The organism is Ancylobacter pratisalsi, from assembly GCF_010669125.1.
Taxonomy (GTDB): Bacteria; Pseudomonadota; Alphaproteobacteria; order Rhizobiales; family Xanthobacteraceae; genus Ancylobacter; species Ancylobacter pratisalsi.
The window spans coordinates 2627872-2646953 of the sequence record NZ_CP048630.1; the positions used below are offsets into that span (position 1 = coordinate 2627872).

A 19082-nucleotide genomic window follows, 5' to 3' on the forward strand; every position below is an offset into this window, starting at 1 on the left:
AGGAACCCATATGCTCAAGGCGCTCATTCTGGACTGGGCCGGCACGGCGGTCGATTTCGGCTCCCGGGCGCCGATGGGGGCGTTTGTCGAGGCCTTCGCGCAGGTGGGGATCGAGATCTCCATTTCCGAGGCGCGCGGGCCGATGGGCCTGCCCAAGCGCGACCATGTGGCGACGCTGATCTACAGCCCGGAGATTGCCGCGCGCTGGCAGGCCGCCCATGGCGCGGCGCCGACCGAAGCCGATGTCGACCGGGTGCTGGCGATCTTCGAACCGCTGAATGTCGAGGTGATCCCGCGGCACGCCGACCTTATTCCCGGCCTTCTGGACGTGGTGGGCGAGGCGCGCCGGCGGGGCATGAAAATCGGTTCCACGACGGGCTATACCCGCCCGATCATGGAGAAGCTGATGCCGCTCGCGGCCGAGGCGGGCTACGCGCCGGACAATGTAGTGTGCGCCGGGGACCTCTCCGCCGGGCGGCCATCCCCGCTGATGATGTACCGCACCTTCGCCGATCTCGGCGTGTGGCCGCCCTCGGCCTGCGTCAAGCTCGACGACACCGAGCCGGGCATCGCCGAGGGACTGGCGGCGGGCACGTGGACGGTGGGGCTGGCGCTTTCCGGCAATGCGGCCGGTCTGTCGCGCGAGGAACTCGTCGCCCTGTCGCCGGATGAGCGCGCGGCGCTGCGGGCCCGGGCCAGCGCCCGTCTGTTCGCGGCGGGGGCGCATTTCGTGATCGACAGCGTGGCGGACCTGCTGCCGGTGCTGGATGCCATCGAAGCCCGCCTTACGGCGGGGCTTCGACCCTGAGAGTGCCTTGGCCCGCCTTACGGCGGTGCTTCGACCCTGAGTGCACTTGGCCCGCCCTGCAGTGGGGCTTCGACCCTGAGCGAACTTTGGCCCGCCTTGCGGCGGGGTTTTGGCGCTTTCCGAGGGGCTGGGGCTCCGTGGGGTTGGGGCGCGGTGGTTGCCGGTTGGCCAGCCATCCTCTAAACCGCGCGCCGGACCCGTGCTCAAGGAATGGCGCCCATCATGGCCAAGGACAAGCCCAGCAAACTCAAGGCGCGCTCGCCGCGCGGCTTCGCCGATCGCGGGCCGGCGGAACTGGCCGCGACGCGGACCATGCTGGAGACCATCCGCAAGGTCTATGAGCTCTATGGCTTCGAGGCGCTGGAGACGCCCTTCGTCGAGTACACCGACGCCCTCGGCAAGTTCCTGCCCGATCAGGACCGGCCCAATGAGGGGGTGTTCTCGTTCCAGGACGACGACGACCAGTGGCTGAGCCTGCGCTATGACCTGACCGCGCCGCTGGCCCGCCATGTGGCGGAGAATTTCCAGGACATCGCCAAGCCGTTCCGCAGCTACCGCGCCGGCTGGGTGTTCCGCAACGAGAAGCCCGGCCCCGGCCGCTTCCGCCAGTTCATGCAGTTCGACGCCGACACGGTGGGCGCCCCCACCGTCGCCGCCGACGCCGAGATCTGCATGATGGCCGCCGACACGCTGGAAGCGCTGGGCATTCCGCGCGGCGACTATGTGATCAAGGTCAACAACCGCAAGGTGCTGGACGGCGTGCTGGAGGCGATCGGCCTCGGCGGCGACGAGAATGCCGGGCGCCGCCTGACCGTGCTGCGCGCCATCGACAAGTTCGACAAGGTCGGCGTTGAGGGCGTGCGCGATCTGCTGGGCGAGGGGCGCTGGGAGAACCCGGAGGCCAAGAGCGGCGACTTCACCAAGGGGGCGGGGCTGGATGAGCGCCAAATCAACTCACTTGAGCTTTTCTACCTCGGATACGCTCAACATCCGCAGGAACTGTTCATGGTGGCGCGGGATGCCGCTGCGGATGACGATTATTCAGTTCTCACCGACAATGGCTTAACGGCCTTCCCTTCTAACTCGCTTCAGCTTGCGACTTATCTCGAGCGCTTTCCTGAAGGGCACCCCGCTCATGAAGGTTTTAAAGAGCTGAAGGCGATCAGCGATCTGGTTCGAGCAGCCGGCTATGGGACCAACCGAATTCGTATGGACGTATCCGTTGTGCGCGGTCTCGAATATTACACCGGCCCGGTCTTCGAGGCGGAGCTGACCTTCGAGGTGAAGGACGAGAAGGACCGCCCGGTGCGGTTCGGTTCGGTTGGCGGCGGCGGGCGGTATGACGGGCTGGTCGGGCGCTTCCGGGGGGAAGCGGTGCCGGCGACCGGATTTTCCATCGGCGTCTCGCGGCTCGCCTCGGCGCTGTCCTATCTCAAGGAGAAGGACGCGGCGCCGGACTACGGCCCGGTGGTGGTCGTGGTGATGGATCGCGACCAGAGCGCCCATTACATGAAGCTGGTGGGGATGCTGCGCCAGGCCGGCATCCGCGCCGAGATGTATCTCGGCAACCCGAAGAATCTGGGCAACCAGTTCAAATATGCCGACCGGCGCAACTCGCCATGCGTGGTGATCCAGGGCTCGGATGAGCGGCAGGCCGGCACCGTGCAGATCAAGGACCTGATCGAGGGCGCCAAGGCCGCGGCGGCGATTACCGACAACACCGAGTGGCGCGAGAGCCGGCCGGCGCAGTTCGCCTGCGCGGAGGCCGAGCTGGTGGCGAAGGTGCGTGAGGTGCTGGACCATCACGGCGTGCCCCACGGCGCGGCGCTCGGCTGAGACGCGGGCGCACCGCCGCCCTTAAAAGCCGTGCAGCGGGCCTTCCACCGAGATCTCGATGCCCTCCAGCGTGGCCTTGCGGTGGGGGGCGGCCGGCGGGGTGAGCTGAGGCTCGACCTCGGCCTTGAACAGCTTCAGCAGGTCGCGCTGGGCGGTGATGGTGTTGGCCTCGATCCTGAGACGGAAATCGGCCGGGTTCAGGCCATTGGCCCGGAACCACGCATTCAGTTGTCTCACCGCGTCGTTCATCGCCTTCGTCTCCGGTCTTCAAGGCGGGGCATCGCGCGTGCCCTGCGCCGCGCTCTCAGCCCCGTGCGGCCACGAGATAGGCCCGCCCGCGCGGTTGCGCCAGAGGGCAGGCGCCCACGGCCGCGCGGCTTTCTGCCGGCGGGCGCGCGGGAGCGCCCGCACCCCTGTCGGGGCCGGGCGGGTGCGGCACGGAGCGCCCGTGAGGAGGGCGCGCGGGGCGCCGGGGCGGAACGCTCCGGCGGTCGCCTGCACCGTGTGGGTAGAAGGTGGTGCAAGCCTTTCGTCAACCAACCGACGCGCCGCTTCCGGCGCCCCGCACGCGGTGTTTGAGGCTTGCTCCCTGCGGCCCCCGGAGGACTGACCGTTATTATCCTCCGCTCATGGGACGGCGCTCCGCGTGAACGGCACGCCCGTTCCGGTGGACCGCGGCGATGCGGCCCGGGAACGCAGGGCTTGGGCCGCCATGGGCGCGAGGTGCGTTATCCCCCACACATGGCCACCGCCCCATCCCGCGCGAGCCGGCCGCTCCGGTTGCGCCCCCTTGCCGGGACAGGTGAGCCCAGTATCGCCCCACCGCACAGGGGGGCGGATAAGTTTCCTGCGGGAGGGGCGGAAACCATGAACGCGTGCCGAGGGCTCGCGTGCATGGACCCCGGACGCCCCCTTTGCTAGAAGCGCGCTCACTGACCCACGCCCACCCGTTCCCGATCCGAGGCCCCATGCTCCCCGCGACCACCCACGCCGACGAACTGCTCGCGCTCTATGCGCGCGCCGGGTTCGCGCGCGTCGAGCCGCCGGTGCTTCAGCCCGCCGACGCCTTCCTCGACCTTTCCGGCGAGGAGATGCGGCGCACCATGTTCATCACCACCGACCCGGACGGGCGCGAGCTGTGCCTGCGGCCCGACCTGACGCTGCCGGTGTGCCGCCATTTCATCGACGACGGCGCCGGCCAGCCGCGCGACTTCGCCTATCTCGGCCCGGTGTTCCGCTCCGACGTGCCAAGCGGCGAGGTGCTGCAGGCGGGCGTGGAATCCTTCGGCCGGCTCGACCGCGAGGCGGCGGACGCTGAACTGCTGGCGCTGGGGCTGGAGACGGCCGCGCTGTGGGGCGTGATCGATCCACTGATCCGGCTTGGCGATGCCGGGCTGTTCGCCACCCTTCTGCAGGCGCTGGACCTGCCGCCGGGCTGGCGCCGACGCCTGATCAAGGATTTCGCGCTCTCGGGCGGCATCGGCGCGGATCTGGCCACGCTCAAGGGGCGGCCGGAGGCCAACGGGGCGGGCGCCTATGCCGGCGTGCTCTCGGCGTTCGCCGGCTCCGACCCGGCGGCGGCGCACGCGCTGGTGACGGATCTGCTCTCGATTGCCGGCATCTCGACGGTGGGCGGGCGCTCGGTTTCGGAGATCGCCGAGCGCTTTCTTGAACAGGCCGCCCCCGGCGACGCCGAAGGCGTGTCGCCCGAGAAGGTCGCGGTGATCGAGGCCTATCTCGCCATTACCGGCAATCCCGATGCGGCGGCGCGGGGGCTGCGCACGCTGGCGGCCGACGCCGGGCTGGAGCTTTCCGGGGCGATCGACGCGTTCGAGAGCCGCACCAATTTCATCGCGGCTCAGGGCATCGCGGTGGAGCGGCTGAATTTCGCCGCCGCCTTCGGACGCCCGCTCGACTACTACACCGGCATGGTGTTCGAACTGCACGAGAACGGCGAGGGCCACGACGTGCTTTCCGCGCCGCTGGTGGCGGGGGGGCGCTATGACGGCCTGCTGGCACGGCTGGGCGCGCCGGTGCCGGTGCCGGCGGTGGGGTTCGCGGTCTGGCTCGGCCGGCTTGATGCCGCGGAGGCACGCATATGAGCAGGACACAGGCCTCGCGCCTCGTCGTCGCCGTACCCTCCAAGGGCCGGCTGCAGGAAAACGCCAGCGGCTTCTTCGCCCGCGCGGGCATGAGCCTTACCCAGTCACGCGGGGTGCGGGACTATCGGGGCACGCTCTCGGGCGTGGAAGGGGTGGAGGTCGCCTATCTCTCGGCGTCCGAGATCGCCAGCCAGCTCGCCTCGGGCGCGGTGCATCTGGGCGTGACCGGCGAGGATCTGGTGCGCGAGAACATCGCCGACGCCGATTCCAAGGTGCTGCTGGTGGAAGGGCTCGGTTTCGGCTTCGCCAATGTGGTGGTGGCGGTGCCGCAGGCCTGGATCGACGTGCGCACCATGCGCGACCTCGACGACGTGGCGACGCATTTCCACGCCAGCCGGGGCCGGCGGGTGCGGGTGGCGACCAAATATCTCAATCTCACGCGCGCCTTCTTCGCCCGCCACGGTATTGTCGACTACCGCATCGTGGAAAGCCTGGGTGCCACCGAGGGCACGCCGGCGGCGGGGACGGCGGAGTTGATCGTCGACATCACCACCACCGGCTCCACACTGGCGGCGAACGCGCTGAAGGTGGTGGATGACGGCATCATCCTGCGCTCGGAGGCGAACCTTGTCGCCTCGCTGCACGCCGACTGGAATGCGGATGCCCGTGCGGCGGCGCGGGCGCTGCTGGACCGGGTGACCGCCGCCAAGCGCGCGGCGACGATGCGGGAGGTGAAGACGCGCTTTTCCGCCTGCGATACCGCGATCGTGCAGGAGGCGGTGCGCCGCTTCAGGGCCAGCGCGCCGTTCGGGGCGCCGACCTCGTCGGGCATGGTGACGCTGCACTGCCCGCCGGACACGCTGCACGCCCTCGCGGTATTCCTGCGCGAGAAGGGCGCGTCGACCGTGTCGGTCGGCCCGCTCGATTATGTGTTCGCGGCCGAGAACCCGCTCTACGAGAAGCTCGAAGCCCGGATCGGGTAAGCCCGGCATCAGGCGTGTCGCATCAGGCCGCGCTGCCTCAGGCTTGCGCGGCTTGCGCGGCTTGCGCGGCTTGCGCGGCGGCGTGCTGTTCGAGTTCGCCGGCAAAGGCGGCCGCCTCGCCGATGGCGTGGCCGAACAGGATGAGGCAGGGGCCGGTGGCGCCCTCCGCGACCGCCTGATGCAGCGCGCCGGCAAGCGTGGCGACGGTGGCGGGGACCTGGCGTTCCTCCGGCCGCGTCGCCGAGAACACCGCGATGGCGGGCGTCGCCGGGTCGAGCCCGGCCGCGACCGCCCGTTCGGCCAGTTCCGCCCAGGTGCGCTGGGGCATGTAGACCACGGTGGTCGCCGCCGGGTCGGCCAGCGCGGTCCAGTCGATGTCGCGGGGCAGCTTTCCATCGCGGGCATGGGCGGTGACGAACTGCAGCCGGCGGGCATGGTCGCGATGGGTGAGCGAGACCGCCAGACGGCTCGCCGCTCCCTGCGCCGCGGTGATGCCCGGCACCACCTCCACCGGCAGGCCGGCGTCGCGGGCGGCGGTGATTTCCTCGCCGGCGCGGCCGAACACCATCGGGTCGCCACCCTTGAGGCGGACCACGCGCTTTCCCTGCCGCGCCAGCGAGACCATGAGCGCGTTGATGTCGTCCTGCTTGCAGGACGGCTTGTAGCCGGTCTTGCCGACCAGCATCTTGCGCGCTTCGCGGCGGGCCACATCCAGCACCGCCGGGGCCACAAGGTCGTCGTAGAGCACCACATCGGCCGATTGCAGCACCCGCACCGCCTTCAGGGTGAGCAATTCCGGATCACCCGGCCCGGCGCCGACGAGGGCGACCGAACCCTGTCCGGACTCCGTGCGCTCGTTTTCGGCGCGGGCGAGCAGGCTGTCGCGAAGCTCCGGCGAGGGCACGCCCTCGGGCGTCTCCAGCGCGGAGGCGGTGAAGCGCTCCCAGAAACGGCGGCGGCCCTGATAGGACAGGGAGAGCGCCGAGACGGCCGGGCGCCAGCTGCGCGCGGCTTCCGCCCAGCGCTTGAAGCCCTGCGGGATGACCGCCTCGATCTTGGCGCGCACCGCCTGCCCGAACACTGGAGCGGCGCCGTCGGTGGAGATGCCCACGACGAGCGGCGAGCGGTTGACGATGGCCCCGAAGGCGAAATCGCAGAAGGCCGGCTTGTCGACGACATTGACCGGCACACCGGCCGAGCGGGCGGCGGCGGCGAAGCGCGCGCATTCCTCGTCGTCCTCGATGGCGCCGATGGCGATCGCCGCGCCGGCCAGGTCGGCGGGCGTCCAGTCGCGGGCGACGAGGCGGATGGAACCGTCCGGCGGGTCGGCGGCGAGGGCGAGGAGATCGTCACAGGGCTCGGTGGCGAAAACATCGAGCGCGGCGCCTGAGGCGGCAAGAAGCTCGGCCTTCCAGCTTGCGGCCTCTGAGCCGCCAGCGAGCACGACGCGCTTTCCCTGAAGGGAGAAGAACACCGGCAGACGCGCGAGCGCCGCCATCCGCGCGGTGGCAGGCCGGGCCGTTCGGGGGGCGGGGACAGGCGAAGGGATGGTGTCGGTCATGGCGAAGGTGCCGGCAATGAGCAGGATCGATTAACACATACAGATCACGTTTATTGCAGTCAATAAACTATATTATGATGTGAATACTGAATCTGTCGCGAATTTGGGCCGTCGGGCGCCTCCCGCATGGCTCACGCCCGATAGAGGCGGGAACCGGATGGACGCCGGGGGATTGTCTCCCCGCCTGTAGCACACATCAAGAAGGAGGCACAGCGAGCGGATGTCCGCCCGAAGAGTAACCGGGTATCGTCTGTGTCGAAATCGCTTCATTACAAATTGTTTAGAAATGTATTCATTGGGCGTTCATGTGGAAGATTGCATTCTTCAATCATGAATGATGTGAAGTGACGCATCAGAAGTGGAGTACACGTTATGAAAAAGCTGATTATCGCTGCTTCTATTCTTTCCGTTCTCGGGTCGCCGATGGCGTTTGCTCAGGGGTGGTCGTCCCAGGCACCCGGAAAGCCGCCCTATGTCCAGCCGCATGGCAAGTCCACGCGCCAGGGGCCCCCGCCGCACGCGCAGGCGAAACCGCATCATTCGGAGAATCGCTCCCAGCGGGCGAAGGGCAAGCCGCATTACTCGGAGCATCGCCCGGAGCATCGTTCGCAGTGGTCGAAGGGACACAGGCTGCCCCCCGGCTACCGGCAGAATGTCGTGAGGGACTACCGCCGCCATCATCTTGCCCCGCCGCCGCGCGGCTACAAATGGGTGCGCGTGAATAACGAGTATCTGATGATCGGCATGGTCACGGGGCTCATCTCGTCCATCGCCCAGGGACGATGAACCCCTTCCGAAAGGCGTGACCAGAAAAAAGGGACGCGGCCCGGCCGCGTCCCTTCGTTTTATCTCAGGCGCTGACGCCGGTGCCGATCGGGCAGGAAACGCCGGTGCCCCCAAGGCCGCAATAGCCGCTGGGGTTCTTGGCGAGGTACTGCTGGTGATAGTCCTCGGCGAAGTAGAAGATGGGCGCGTCGACGATCTCGGTGGTGATCGCCGTGAAGCCCTTCGCCTTGAGCGCGGCCTCATAGGCGGCCTTCGAACGCTCCGCCGCCTCGCGCTGCGCGGGCGAGGTGAGGTAGATGCCCGAGCGATAGGTGGTGCCGACATCATTGCCCTGGCGCATGCCCTGGGTGGGGTCATGGCTTTCCCAGAACAGCTTGAGCAGATCGTCATAGCTGACCTTGGCGGGGTCGTAGACCACCAGCACCGCCTCGGCATGGCCGGTCATGCCGGTGCAGGTTTCCTCATAGGTCGGGTTCGGCGTGATGCCGTTGATGTAGCCGACCGCGGTCACCCAGACGCCCGGCGTCTGCCAGAACTTGCGTTCCGCGCCCCAGAAGCAGCCCAGCCCGAAAATCGCGGTCTCATAGCCCTCGGGATAAGGGCCCTTGAGCGCGTGGCCATTGACGAAATGGCGCTCGGCGGTGGGAAGCGGCTGGGCGCGGCCCGGAAGGGCCTGGTCGGGGGTCGGCAGATCGAGACTCTTCTTGAAGAAGAACATGGCTTCGTCCCTCGTTTTCCGCTGCCCAATGTAAGCACTGCCCGCCACTGTTGCGAGGGTGGGGCCGTGCGATCGCGCAAGGGCGCGGTTGCGCGCGGGGCGCAGGGCCGGCGGATCAGCGGGCCTTGGGCCGGCCGATGAGGATAAGCAGCAGGCCCAGCACACCGAGCACCGCGAAGAGCGGGGCTTCGAGCAGGGGCACCATCGCGCCGTTCCACACGCCCGGCGACAGGTTAGTCTCGATGAAGGCCTGGGTGTGCGCCAGGCTCGTCTCGCTGGTGGCCAGCCAGGTCACGCCGAGCGGCGTCATCACCAGGGTGGAGGAGGCGATGGAGCGCACACCGTCGAGCACGAGCGCGACGAAGGCGCCGGCCAGCAGCCACATGCCGATGAAGCGCAACAGAAAGCGGATCATGCTGACGTCTTTTCCCCGAACCGCCGAAAACCGGCGCCGACGTTCCTCTTAGACGCCGTCGCGGCCCCGCCGCAAGGCCGCGCGGCTCCGGCAGGTGGAGGGGGCATGCGGATGTCTGGCGATCCGCTCGTGCGACCTGCTCTTGCGAGGGGGCGGGCACTCCCGGCGGCGGGGCGGCAACAACCGCCCGCCGCCAGGGCCGCCGCGTCATTCCGCCGCCACCTCTCGCGTCCGTGAAGACCCTTAGCCTTGACCTTTATCAAGGCTGCCGACCTGCCGCAGGGCGAATGGTCGACGCGATTTAATGGAGTCGTTCCAGATCGAGCGCGATCGGGGCGTGGAGGGTCGCATGACGCAGCTAAACAGCTCCGCCGGGCAGGGGAACAGCGGTTCGGGTGCCACCGAACCGGGTGTCGATCAATCCGGCCGGAAGAAAATGACGTTCGGCGAGGGCGGGCTTGCCTTCGTCTTCGCGGCCATGGCGCTTGCGTGCATCACCATCGCCTCGCGGGCGCAGGATTCGGCCTACGCCTTCCACGCCTACCTGTCCGCGCTCGCCAGCGTGGCGGCGGTGTTCGTGATCCTGAACCGCTACACCGAACGGCCCGCCGCGCTGCCCGCGCTCGAGGTCGGCGGCAAGCCGAACTACAATATGGGCCCGGTGAAGTTCGCCACCATCGCGGCGATGTTCTGGGGCATTGCCGGCTTCACGGTCGGCGTCATCATCGCGTTCCAGCTCGCCTTTCCGGTGCTGAACTTCGACCTGCCCTGGACCGCCTTCGGCCGGCTGCGGCCGCTGCACACCTCGGCGGTGATTTTTGCCTTCGGCGGCAACGTACTGATCGGCACCTCGTTCTATGTGGTGCAGCGCACCTCGCGAGCACGGCTGGCGGGTTATCTGGCGCCGTGGTTCGTGGTTCTGGGCTACAATTTCTTCATCGTCATCGCCGGTACCGGCTATGTGCTGGGCATCACCCAGTCCAAGGAATATGCCGAGCCGGAATGGTATGCCGACCTGTGGCTGACCGTCGTGTGGGTGACGTATCTTCTGGTGTTCCTCGCCACGCTGTGGCGGCGCAAGGAACCGCATATCTACGTGGCGAACTGGTTCTACCTCGCCTTCATCGTCACCATCGCGATGCTGCACCTGGGCAACAATGCCAGCGTGCCGGTCTCGGTGTTCTCGCCCAAGTCCTACATCGTCTGGTCGGGCGTGCAGGATGCCATGGTGCAGTGGTGGTACGGCCATAACGCGGTCGGCTTCTTCCTCACCGCCGGCTTCCTCGCCATCATGTACTACTTCATTCCCAAGCGCGCCGACCGGCCGGTCTATTCCTACCGGCTCTCGATCATCCACTTCTGGGCGCTGATCTTCCTCTACATCTGGGCCGGGCCGCATCACCTGCACTATACCGCGCTGCCGGACTGGGCGCAGACGCTGGGCATGACGTTCTCGATCATGCTGTGGATGCCCTCCTGGGGCGGCATGATCAACGGCCTGATGACGCTGTCGGGCGCGTGGGACAAGCTGCGCACCGACCCGGTGATCCGCATGATGGTGGTGTCGGTCGCGTTCTACGGCATGTCGACCTTCGAGGGGCCGATGATGTCGATCAAGTCGGTGAACTCGCTGAGCCACTACACCGACTGGACCATCGGCCACGTGCATTCGGGCGCGCTGGGCTGGGTCGCCTACATCTCCTTCGGCGCGATCTACTGCCTGGTGCCGTGGCTGTGGAACAAGCGCGAGGTGTACTCGCTGCGCCTGGTCAACTGGCACTTCTGGATCTCGACGCTGGGCATCGTCTTCTACATCTCGGCGATGTGGGTGGCGGGCATCCTGCAGGGCCTGATGTGGCGCGCCTACACCTCGCTCGGCTTCCTCGAATACTCGTTCATCGAGACCGTCGAGGCGATGCACCCCTTCTACATCATCCGCGCGGTGGGCGGCGTGCTGTTCCTGCTCGGCGCCCTGCTGATGGCCTTCAACCTCTTCATGACCATCCGCCAGCCCGACGTGATCGAAGCCGACACCGGTGTGACGGCTGGTCCGAACCTTGTGCCGGCTGAGTGAGGACCCGAACCATGGCTGACACAGGCGCAACCAAGACCCCCCCGGCCCCGACATCGATCTGGGCCAAGCATGCCTTCTTCGAGCGCAACTCGATCTGGCTGCTGATCGGCATCCTCCTGGTCGTCGCGATCGGCGGCTTGGTGGAGATCGTGCCGCTGTTCTACCTCAAGAGCACGATCGAGAGGGTGTCCGGCGTGCGTCCCTGGACGCCGCTGGAGCTGGCCGGCCGCAACATCTATGTGCGCGAGGGCTGTTACAACTGCCATTCGCAGATGGTGCGCCCGCTGCGCGACGAGGTGGAGCGCTATGGCCACTACTCGCTGGCGGCCGAGAGCATGTACGATCACCCGTTCCAGTGGGGCTCCAAGCGCACCGGCCCGGACCTGGCCCGTGTCGGCGGCAAGTACTCCGACGAGTGGCAGCGCCAGCACCTGCATGATCCGCGCTCGGTGGTGCCGGGCTCGATCATGCCGGGCTACCCCTTCCTCGCGCAGAACCGGCTGCAGATCGAGTATATCGGCGAGGACCTGTCGACCCAGGCGCTGCTCGGCGTGCCCTATTCACCGGAAATGGTGGAGAACGCGCTCAACGACCTGCGGACCCAGGCCGACCCCAATGCCGACGCCGATGCCCTGCAGGAGCGCTATCCCGGCGCCCAGCAGCGCGACTTCGACGGCAATCCCGCGGCACTGACCGAGGCCGACGCCCTGATCGCCTATCTGCAGGCGCTCGGCACCATGGTCGATTTCAAGCTCTACGACGACAAGGCGAATGTGCGCTGAGGAGGGCATGACATGAACGAGACCTATCGCGCCTTCGCCGAGTTCGCCCAGACCTGGGGCCTGCTCTACTTCGTCGGCATCTTCCTGTGCGTGCTCGTCTATGCGCTGTCTCCGCGGCGCAAGAAGGAGTTCGAGGAAGCCGCCCGCCTGCCTCTGAGCGAGGATTGAGACCATGGCCGACACGCAAAAGCACGAAGTCGATGCCGTTACCGGTGTCACGACGACCGGCCACGAATGGGACGGTATCCGGGAACTGAACAACCCGCTGCCGCGCTGGTGGCTCTGGGTGTTCTATCTCTGCATCGCCTGGTCGGTGCTGTACTGGTTCGCCTACCCGGCCTGGCCGCTGGTGTCCGACTACACCTCGGGCCTGCTCGGCTGGAAATCGCGCGATGCGGTGCAGACCGACCTTGCGGCCCTGCGTTCCCAGCGCGCGGTCTTCGCCGAGAAGCTCGATGCCGCCTCGCTCGAACAGATCGAGGCCAACCCGGAGCTTCTGGCCTTTGCCCGCGCCCAGGGGCGGGCCGCGTTCGGCGACAATTGCGCACCGTGCCATGGCGCCGGCGGCGGCGGGGGCATGGGCTACCCGAACCTGAACGACGACGACTGGCTGTGGGGCGGCTCGCTGGAGCAGATCCAGAACACGATCCTGCACGGCGCGCGTTCGGCCGACGACAACACCCATATGGGCGACATGCCGGCCTTCGGGCGCGACGGCATCCTGCAGCGGCCGGAGATCCTCGCGGTGGCGGACTATGTGCGCTCGCTGTCCAATCTGCAGGACAAGCCGGGGCCCAAGGGCGCGGCGAAAAGCGAACCCACGCCCGCCGACCTCGCCAAGGGCAAGGAGGTCTTCACCGCCAACTGCGCCGCCTGCCATGGCGACGAGGGCAAGGGCAATATCGAACTCGGCGCGCCCAACCTGACGGACGGCATCTGGCTCTATGGCTCGGACCGGGCGACGGTGATCGCGACCATCACCAACGGGCGCGGCGGCATCATGCCGGCGTGGTCGGGCCGTCTCGACCCCAGCACGATCAAGGCGCTGACGGTCTATGTCCACGCCCTGGGCGGAGGCCAGTAGGCCTTTCGCCTGAACGGGTCGGCCTTTATGTGCGGCGGGGCGCCTCAGCGGCGTGCCGCCGCATAAGCATTTTTCCGCCCGGCAACCCCCGGATCAAAAGCGTAGCCTCAAACCCTTACAAGGTGACATCCGAGCACCGGGGCAGATGAGATGAACGTGGCGACAAAAGTGGAAGGTGCGCAGACCGATATCGACGGTCCGCTCTATGAGGCACGGCGCAAGATCTATCCGATCGCCGTTCATGGCACGTTCCGGCGCATCAAGTGGGCGCTGCTCATCATCACGCTGGGCATCTATTACCTGCTGCCTTTCGTGCGTTGGGACCGCGGCCCGAATGCGCCCTCGCAGGCGGTGCTGGTCGACCTCGTCAATGGCCGGTTCTACTTCTTCTTCATCGAGATCTGGCCGCAGGAAATCTACTACATCACCGGTCTGCTGATCCTCGCCGCGCTGGTGCTGTTCCTGATGAACGCGGTCGCCGGCCGGCTGTGGTGCGGCTATCTGTGCCCGCAGACGGTGTGGACCGACCTGTTTCAGGCCATCGAGCGCATGGTGGAGGGCGATCCGCGCCAGCGCCGCGAGAAGGAAAAGCACGCCTCCCGCACGCAGCGCGCCTTTGAAGCCGCCGCCAAGCACTTCCTCTGGATCATGGTGGCGTGGTGGACCGGTGGCGCCTGGGTGCTCTATTTCGCCGACGCACCGACGCTGGCCATGCAACTGCTCAAGGGCGAAGCGCCGCTGGTCGCCTATCTGTGGATCGGCATTCTGACCCTCACCACCTATGCGCTCGCCGGCCACATGCGCGAGCAGGTGTGCACCTATATGTGCCCGTGGCCGCGCATCCAGGCGGCGCTGACGGACGAGTACGCGCTCAACGTCACCTATCGCTACGATCGCGGCGAACCGCGCGGCTCGCTGAAGAAGACCGAGGCGCTGAAGCTGGAAGGACTGCCGGCGGGTGATTGTGTCGATTGCCACCAGTGCGTCGCCGCCTGCCCCACGGGGGTCGATATCCGGGATGGCAGCCAGCTCTCCTGCGTGCAGTGCGGGCTGTGCATCGACGCCTGCGATTCCATCATGAAGAAGATCGGGCGCCCCACGGGCCTGATCGCCTACGACACCGAGATGAATGTGGAACGGCGCCAGCAGGGTCTGCCGCCGGTGACCAAGATTCTGCGGGCGCGCACCGTGCTTTATGCGGCGCTGATCGTTATCGTGGGCGGCATCATGGTCGCGGCGCTGGCGACGCGCGGTTCGGAGTCGGTTTCGGTGCTGCATGACCGCAATCCGCTGTTCGTGCAGCTCTCGGATGGTTCGATCCGTAACGCCTACACGCTGCGTCTGGTCAACAAGCAGTCCATGCCCCGCAGCTTCGCGATCTCGGTCGAGGGCGTGCCGGAGGCGCGGCTGGAGATCGCCGGTGGCGTCAGTACGCTGGAAGACGGCCGCCCGGTGGTGGAGGTGGGTCCCGACCAGACTTACGAGCTGCGGGCGCTGGTCTCGACAGCCGCCAAGCTGCCGGCCAATGCCTCGCTCAATATGAGTTTCCAGATCACCGACATCGCCGGCGGCGAGACCAGCACGACGCCGGACCACTTCAAGGGACCCTGAAGCGGCCCGTCGTCCGACGGGTCGTGAAAGGGGCGGCGCAGACGTCGCCCGCGCCAGACGCATTCGAGGGGATTTCGCCATGGCCTTGCCGGTCAACGCTTCGATCGACGACGAACATCCCGGACGACCGATGACCGGCCGCGCGGTGCTGTTCTGGTTCCTCGGCTTCTTCGGGGTGGTCTTCGCCGCCAATTTCGTGCTGGTGCGCGAGGCGCTGAGCACCTTCGGCGGGGTCGAGACCGAAAGCTCGTATCAGGCGGGGCTGGAGTTCCGTCATGAGAGCGAGGCCGCCGCCCTGCAGGCGGCGCGGAACTGGCGCGTGGATGCGCGCCTGCAGCAGGGCGCGATCGAGGTGAGCGCGCGCGATGCCGCCGGCCTGCCGATCGCCGGAGCGGAACTGGCCCTGACACTGCGTCATCCCACCGACCGGCGCTATGACGAGACGCTGTCGCCAGAACCCGTGGGCGCTGGGCGCTGGCGGGCGAGCGATGCCATCGCGCCGGGCCAGTGGGAGCTGGTGATCGAGCTGAGCCGGAACGGGGAGCGTGAGTTCCGTTCCACCAACCGGATCGTCGTGAAGTAGGCGCAGCCATGGCGACGCATGTGGGTGTGCAGGCTCTTCCTCTTCCCGCTGAGGCGCGCCCTCCTGATTCGCGTCCAGCCGACGCGCCGGCGCAGGATTTCTCGCTGTTCCTGCGCGAGCAGCCAGGCGGGGCGATGCAGATGGCCTTCGCCATTGACGGCATCGACTGCGCGGCCTGCATCGACGAGATTGAGGACGCGGCCGAGCGCGAGCCCGGCGTCTCACTGGCGCGGCTGAACTACACCACCCATCGCCTCACCGTGGACTGGGCCGCCGGCACCGCGCCGGGCCCGGCCGGCGTCATCGCGACGCTGGCGCGGAGCGGCTACCGGGCCTACCCGTTCGAGGCCGACCGGCTGGAGGCGATTGAGCACGCGACCTCGCGCCACCTGCTGCGCTGCCTCGCCGTGGCGGGCTTCGCGGCGATGAACATCATGCTGCTCTCGGTCTCGGTGTGGTCGGGCAATGTGTCCGACATCACGCCCGAGACGCGCGATCTGTTCCACTGGCTCTCGGCGCTGATCGCCCTGCCGGCGGCGGCCTATGCCGGCCAGCCGTTCTTCCAGAGCGCGGTCCGGGCGCTCAGGACGGGCACGCTCAACATGGACGTGCCGATCACGCTCGGGGTGGTGCTGGCGCTCGGTGTCTCGGTGTTCGAGACCGTGAACCATGCCGAGCATGCCTATTTCGATTCGGCGGTGATGCTGCTGTTCTTCCTGCTCACCGGCCGTTACCTCGACCACGCCATGCGCCGCCGGACGCGCGCGGAGGCGGGCAACCTCGCCGCGCTGCGTGCGAGCAGCGCCAACCGTGTCGGCATTGACGGGCAGGTCGTGACCGTTCCCGCCGCCGCCGTGAAAGCGGGCGACGAGGTGATGGTGCGCGCCGGCGAGCGGGTGCCGGTGGACGGGCTGGTACTTTCCGGCAGCGGGGCCGTCGATGAGAGCCTCGTGACCGGCGAGACGCTGCCGCGCCCGGTGGCGGGCGGCGAAAGCGTGCATGCGGGCGGGCTGGTCCATGACGGCGTGCTGCGCGTGCGTGCCACGGCGGTGGGCGAGGACACCTTCCTGCAGGAAATCGAGCGCCTGCTGGACCGGGCCTCGACCGCGCGCGGACGTTATGTGCGCCTCGCCGACCGGGCCGCACGGCTCTACGCGCCAATGGTGCACACCGCTGCCGCGCTGTCTCTGGTCGGCTGGCTGATCGCGGGGGCTTCGCTGCACCAGGCGGTGCTGATCGCGGTCGCCGTGCTTATCATCACCTGTCCCTGCGCGCTGGCGCTTGCCGTGCCGGCGGTGCAGGTGGTGGCCGCCGGCGCGATGATGCGTCGGGGCGTGCTGCTGCATTCGGGTGACGCGCTGGAGCGCCTTGCCGAGGCGGATTCCGTGGCCTTCGACAAGACCGGCACGCTGACCCTGCCGGAGCCCGCCGTTGCCAATAGCGAGGCCGTGCCCGCCGAACTGATGCAGGCGGCGGCGCGGCTGGCCCTTGCCAGCACCCATCCGCTGGCGCGTGCCATCGCGGCCGCCGTACCTGGCGCGGTGCCGGCCGGGCAGGTGCGCGAGGTCACGGGTGCCGGCGTCGAGGGAACGATCGACGGCGTTCCGGCCCGGCTCGGCAGCCCTGCCTTCTGTGACTGCGCCGCATTGGCAGCGGCGGCGGCGCCCGACGCGTCGCTGGTGGCGGTGCGGCTCGGGGCGCGCTGCGCGGTGATCGAGATCCGGCAGGCGCTGCGGCCGGATGCGCTGGCCGTGCTCGACGAGCTGCGCCGCCAGGGCCGGCATATCGTCATCTTGTCCGGCGACCGGGCCGAGGCCGTGGCACCGGTGGCGGAGGCGCTTCATGTCGAGGACTGGTGGGCGCAGGCGCGCCCGGCCGAGAAGATCGCGGTGCTGGAAAGCCTGGAGGCCACCGGCCGCAACGTGCTGATGGTGGGCGATGGCATCAATGACGCGCCCTCGCTCGCCGCCGCTCATGTCTCGATCTCGCCGATCACGGCGGCGGATGTGGCGCGGGCGCAGGCGGATGCGGTGTTCCTCGGAGACCGGCTGGCGCCGGTGCCGGCCGCGCTCGCCATCGCGGTGCGCGCGCGGCGGCTGATGCGGCAGAACCTTGTGATCGCGGTCGCCTACAACGTGGTTGCCGTGCCGCTCGCGATCGGCGGCTTCGTGACGCCGCTGATCGCGGCACTGGCGATGTCCGGTTCGTCGATCCTCGTCACGCTGAACGCGCTGCGCGCCCGGGGTGGGGCCGAGGCGGCCGATGTGGTGGCGGCCGCCGAGGCCGACGCCAGCGCCGGTGCCAGCGCGAGCGCGAGCGCTTTTGCGACAAAGGGGGCGTCATGACCGTGCTGCTCTATCTGGTGCCGGCGGCGCTGAGCCTTGGCCTGCTTGGGCTGGGCGCTTTCCTGTGGTCGCTGCGCTCGGGCCAGTATGAGGACCTCGACGGCGCGGCGGTGCGGGTGCTGAGCGACGACGATCTGGTCGGCTATGACGAGACCGGGGCTCCCGGCAGCAAGGTGACAGCGGGCGAGGCGCGGCGGCGATGAGTGCGGGCGAGGTGTTCGACGTCGATTTCGACGCCGCCCGCGCCGGGCGGCTTGGCTGCGCCTGCCCGGAGGACACGCCGCGCGCGCTGCGCCGACCGGTGGGGCAGGGGCGGCTCGCGGCCGGCTTCGCGCTGGTGGTGCTGGCGCAGGCGCTGACACTGGGCGTGCTGCCGCTCGCCGGGGCGATGTTGGCGGCGGGACAGAGCTACGGGCCGGTGCCGCTGGGCGCGCTGCCGCTGGCCGCTTTTCTTGCCGGGGCGGCGGCGGCGAGCCTGCCGGCGAGCTTTCTGCTCGACGCGTTCGGCCGGCGCGCGGGTTTCGCGCTCGGCGCCAGTCTCGGTGTCGCGGGCGGCTTGGTCTGCGCCTATGCGATGATGGCGGCGGCGCTGCCGATGCTCATTCTCGGCGCGGCCTGGCTCGGCGCGGCGCAGGGCTTCGGCATGTTCTACCGCCACGCGGCGGCCTTCGGTGCCGGCGCGTCGGGACGCGGGCAGGCGGTGGCGCGCCTCATGGGCGCGGGGGCGCTGGCCGGGCTTGTCGGCCCCCTTCTGGCGGGCGAGGCGGAGGCGCTGGCGGTGCCCTACACCTTCGCCGGGACGCTGGTTCTTTCCGCGCTTGCCCAGCTCGGCGCGCTGGCCTTCGCGGTGAGCCTGCCGCCCGCGCGCTTTTCCCATGCGGACCTGACCGTCGAGGCGATGCGCGACGGGACGACAGGCGAGGTGGCGGCGCCGCAGCCGCTCACCTGGCGGGGGATGATGACGCCGCTGGCGATCGGTGCGCTGGCCTGGGCGGCGATGACCTCGGCCATGGCGGGGGCGCCGCTGTCTCTGGCCGGCTGCGGCATCGGCGTGCCGGCAATCGCGGGCTTCGTCGCCTGGCACGTGGTGGCGATGTATGCGCCTGCGCTGGCCGGGGGATGGATCGCGGGGCGGATCGGCGCCGCGCCGCTGGCCGGCGCCGCGCTCTTCGCGTGCGTCGCCTCGGCCGTCGCGGTCCGCGTCCTGCCGGACGCGGCGGGGATCGTGGCGGCCTTCCTGATGGTGGGGGCGGGCTGGTCGCTGGCCATGCTGGCCGCCACGCTGATGCTGCATGAAAGGGGCGTGCCCTCGCGGCTCCAGCTCGCGCTTCATGACGGCACGCTGCTGATCGCGGCACTGGCCGGCGCGCTGGTCTGAACCGAACGCGGCGCCC

The 19082-nt window shown here is 68.7% G+C and carries 18 protein-coding genes; 14 read left to right on the forward strand and 4 right to left on the reverse strand.

The genetic code is table 11. From position 1 onward, the window contains the following. Positions 1-10: 10 nt before the first annotated feature. Complete coding sequence (gene phnX / locus G3A50_RS12320; RefSeq protein WP_163075548.1) at positions 11-808, forward strand: phosphonoacetaldehyde hydrolase; 798 nt, start codon at positions 11-13, stop codon at positions 806-808. Between the two features lie 222 nt (positions 809-1030). Continuing rightward, positions 1031-2644 carry a histidine--tRNA ligase gene (gene hisS, locus G3A50_RS12325; protein WP_163075549.1) on the forward strand — a complete coding sequence of 538 codons (1614 nt, stop codon included), beginning with the start codon at positions 1031-1033 and terminating at the stop codon, positions 2642-2644. Positions 2645-2665: 21 nt separating this feature from the next. On the opposite strand, the gene G3A50_RS12330 is transcribed toward hisS, so the two are convergent. After that, the gene (locus G3A50_RS12330; RefSeq protein WP_163075550.1) at positions 2666-2893 is read right to left on the reverse strand and encodes a hypothetical protein; all 228 of its coding nucleotides are present in this window, start codon (positions 2891-2893) and stop codon (positions 2666-2668) included. Between the two features lie 719 nt (positions 2894-3612). Between G3A50_RS12330 and G3A50_RS12335 the strand changes: the two genes are divergently transcribed. Together G3A50_RS12335 and hisG are read left to right on the forward strand one after the other, a co-directional pair. Then, positions 3613-4746: an ATP phosphoribosyltransferase regulatory subunit gene (locus G3A50_RS12335; protein WP_163075551.1), complete on the forward strand. Its 1134-nt coding sequence runs from the start codon at positions 3613-3615 to the stop codon at positions 4744-4746. Continuing rightward, complete coding sequence (hisG, locus tag G3A50_RS12340) at positions 4743-5729, forward strand: ATP phosphoribosyltransferase (RefSeq protein ID WP_163075552.1); 987 nt, start codon at positions 4743-4745, stop codon at positions 5727-5729. Before G3A50_RS12335 ends, hisG begins: the two co-directional genes overlap by 4 nt. 37 nt (positions 5730-5766) lie before the next feature. Here hisG and cysG read toward each other — a convergent pair whose 3' ends face one another. Continuing rightward, entirely contained in the window at positions 5767-7290 is a 1524-nt protein-coding gene (gene cysG / locus G3A50_RS12345) for a siroheme synthase CysG (protein WP_163075553.1), read from the reverse strand. Between the two features lie 372 nt (positions 7291-7662). Between cysG and G3A50_RS12350 the strand changes: the two genes are divergently transcribed. After that, on the forward strand, positions 7663-8076 hold the full coding sequence (locus G3A50_RS12350; protein ID WP_163075554.1) for an RcnB family protein: 414 nt from the start codon (positions 7663-7665) through the stop codon (positions 8074-8076). A 64-nt stretch (positions 8077-8140) separates the two neighbouring features. On the opposite strand, the gene msrA is transcribed toward G3A50_RS12350, so the two are convergent. Together msrA and G3A50_RS12360 are read right to left on the reverse strand one after the other, a co-directional pair. Beyond that, positions 8141-8794 carry a peptide-methionine (S)-S-oxide reductase MsrA gene (msrA, locus tag G3A50_RS12355; protein ID WP_163075555.1) on the reverse strand — a complete coding sequence of 218 codons (654 nt, stop codon included), beginning with the start codon at positions 8792-8794 and terminating at the stop codon, positions 8141-8143. Positions 8795-8909: 115 nt separating this feature from the next. Then, entirely contained in the window at positions 8910-9209 is a 300-nt protein-coding gene (locus G3A50_RS12360; protein WP_163075556.1) for a hypothetical protein, read from the reverse strand. Between the two features lie 436 nt (positions 9210-9645). On the opposite strand from G3A50_RS12360, the gene ccoN reads away from it, so the two are divergent. The 9 genes from ccoN to G3A50_RS12405 all read left to right on the forward strand — a co-directional run bounded on the left by ccoN (position 9646) and on the right by G3A50_RS12405 (position 19066). Next, on the forward strand, positions 9646-11283 hold the full coding sequence (gene ccoN / locus G3A50_RS12365; protein ID WP_246252449.1) for a cytochrome-c oxidase, cbb3-type subunit I: 1638 nt from the start codon (positions 9646-9648) through the stop codon (positions 11281-11283). An 11-nt stretch (positions 11284-11294) separates the two neighbouring features. After that, positions 11295-12065, forward strand: coding sequence for a cytochrome-c oxidase, cbb3-type subunit II (ccoO, locus tag G3A50_RS12370; protein WP_163075558.1), 771 nt, complete (start codon positions 11295-11297; stop codon positions 12063-12065). A 12-nt stretch (positions 12066-12077) separates the two neighbouring features. Continuing rightward, on the forward strand, positions 12078-12233 hold the full coding sequence (locus G3A50_RS12375) for a cbb3-type cytochrome c oxidase subunit 3 (RefSeq protein WP_163075559.1): 156 nt from the start codon (positions 12078-12080) through the stop codon (positions 12231-12233). Positions 12234-12237: 4 nt separating this feature from the next. After that, positions 12238-13149, forward strand: a complete 912-nt coding sequence (ccoP, locus tag G3A50_RS12380; protein WP_163075560.1) for a cytochrome-c oxidase, cbb3-type subunit III — start codon at positions 12238-12240, stop codon at positions 13147-13149. A gap of 150 nt (positions 13150-13299) precedes the next feature. Continuing rightward, complete coding sequence (ccoG, locus tag G3A50_RS12385) at positions 13300-14760, forward strand: cytochrome c oxidase accessory protein CcoG (RefSeq protein ID WP_163075561.1); 1461 nt, start codon at positions 13300-13302, stop codon at positions 14758-14760. A 79-nt stretch (positions 14761-14839) separates the two neighbouring features. Further along, positions 14840-15343 carry a FixH family protein gene (locus G3A50_RS12390; RefSeq protein WP_163075562.1) on the forward strand — a complete coding sequence of 168 codons (504 nt, stop codon included), beginning with the start codon at positions 14840-14842 and terminating at the stop codon, positions 15341-15343. Between the two features lie 134 nt (positions 15344-15477). Beyond that, positions 15478-17688: a heavy metal translocating P-type ATPase gene (locus G3A50_RS12395; RefSeq protein ID WP_246252451.1), complete on the forward strand. Its 2211-nt coding sequence runs from the start codon at positions 15478-15480 to the stop codon at positions 17686-17688. Further along, entirely contained in the window at positions 17685-17891 is a 207-nt protein-coding gene (ccoS, locus tag G3A50_RS12400) for a cbb3-type cytochrome oxidase assembly protein CcoS (RefSeq protein ID WP_163075564.1), read from the forward strand. Before G3A50_RS12395 ends, ccoS begins: the two co-directional genes overlap by 4 nt. After that, complete coding sequence (locus tag G3A50_RS12405; RefSeq protein ID WP_163075565.1) at positions 17888-19066, forward strand: MFS transporter; 1179 nt, start codon at positions 17888-17890, stop codon at positions 19064-19066. Before ccoS ends, G3A50_RS12405 begins: the two co-directional genes overlap by 4 nt. The last annotated feature ends 16 nt before the right edge of the window (positions 19067-19082 follow it).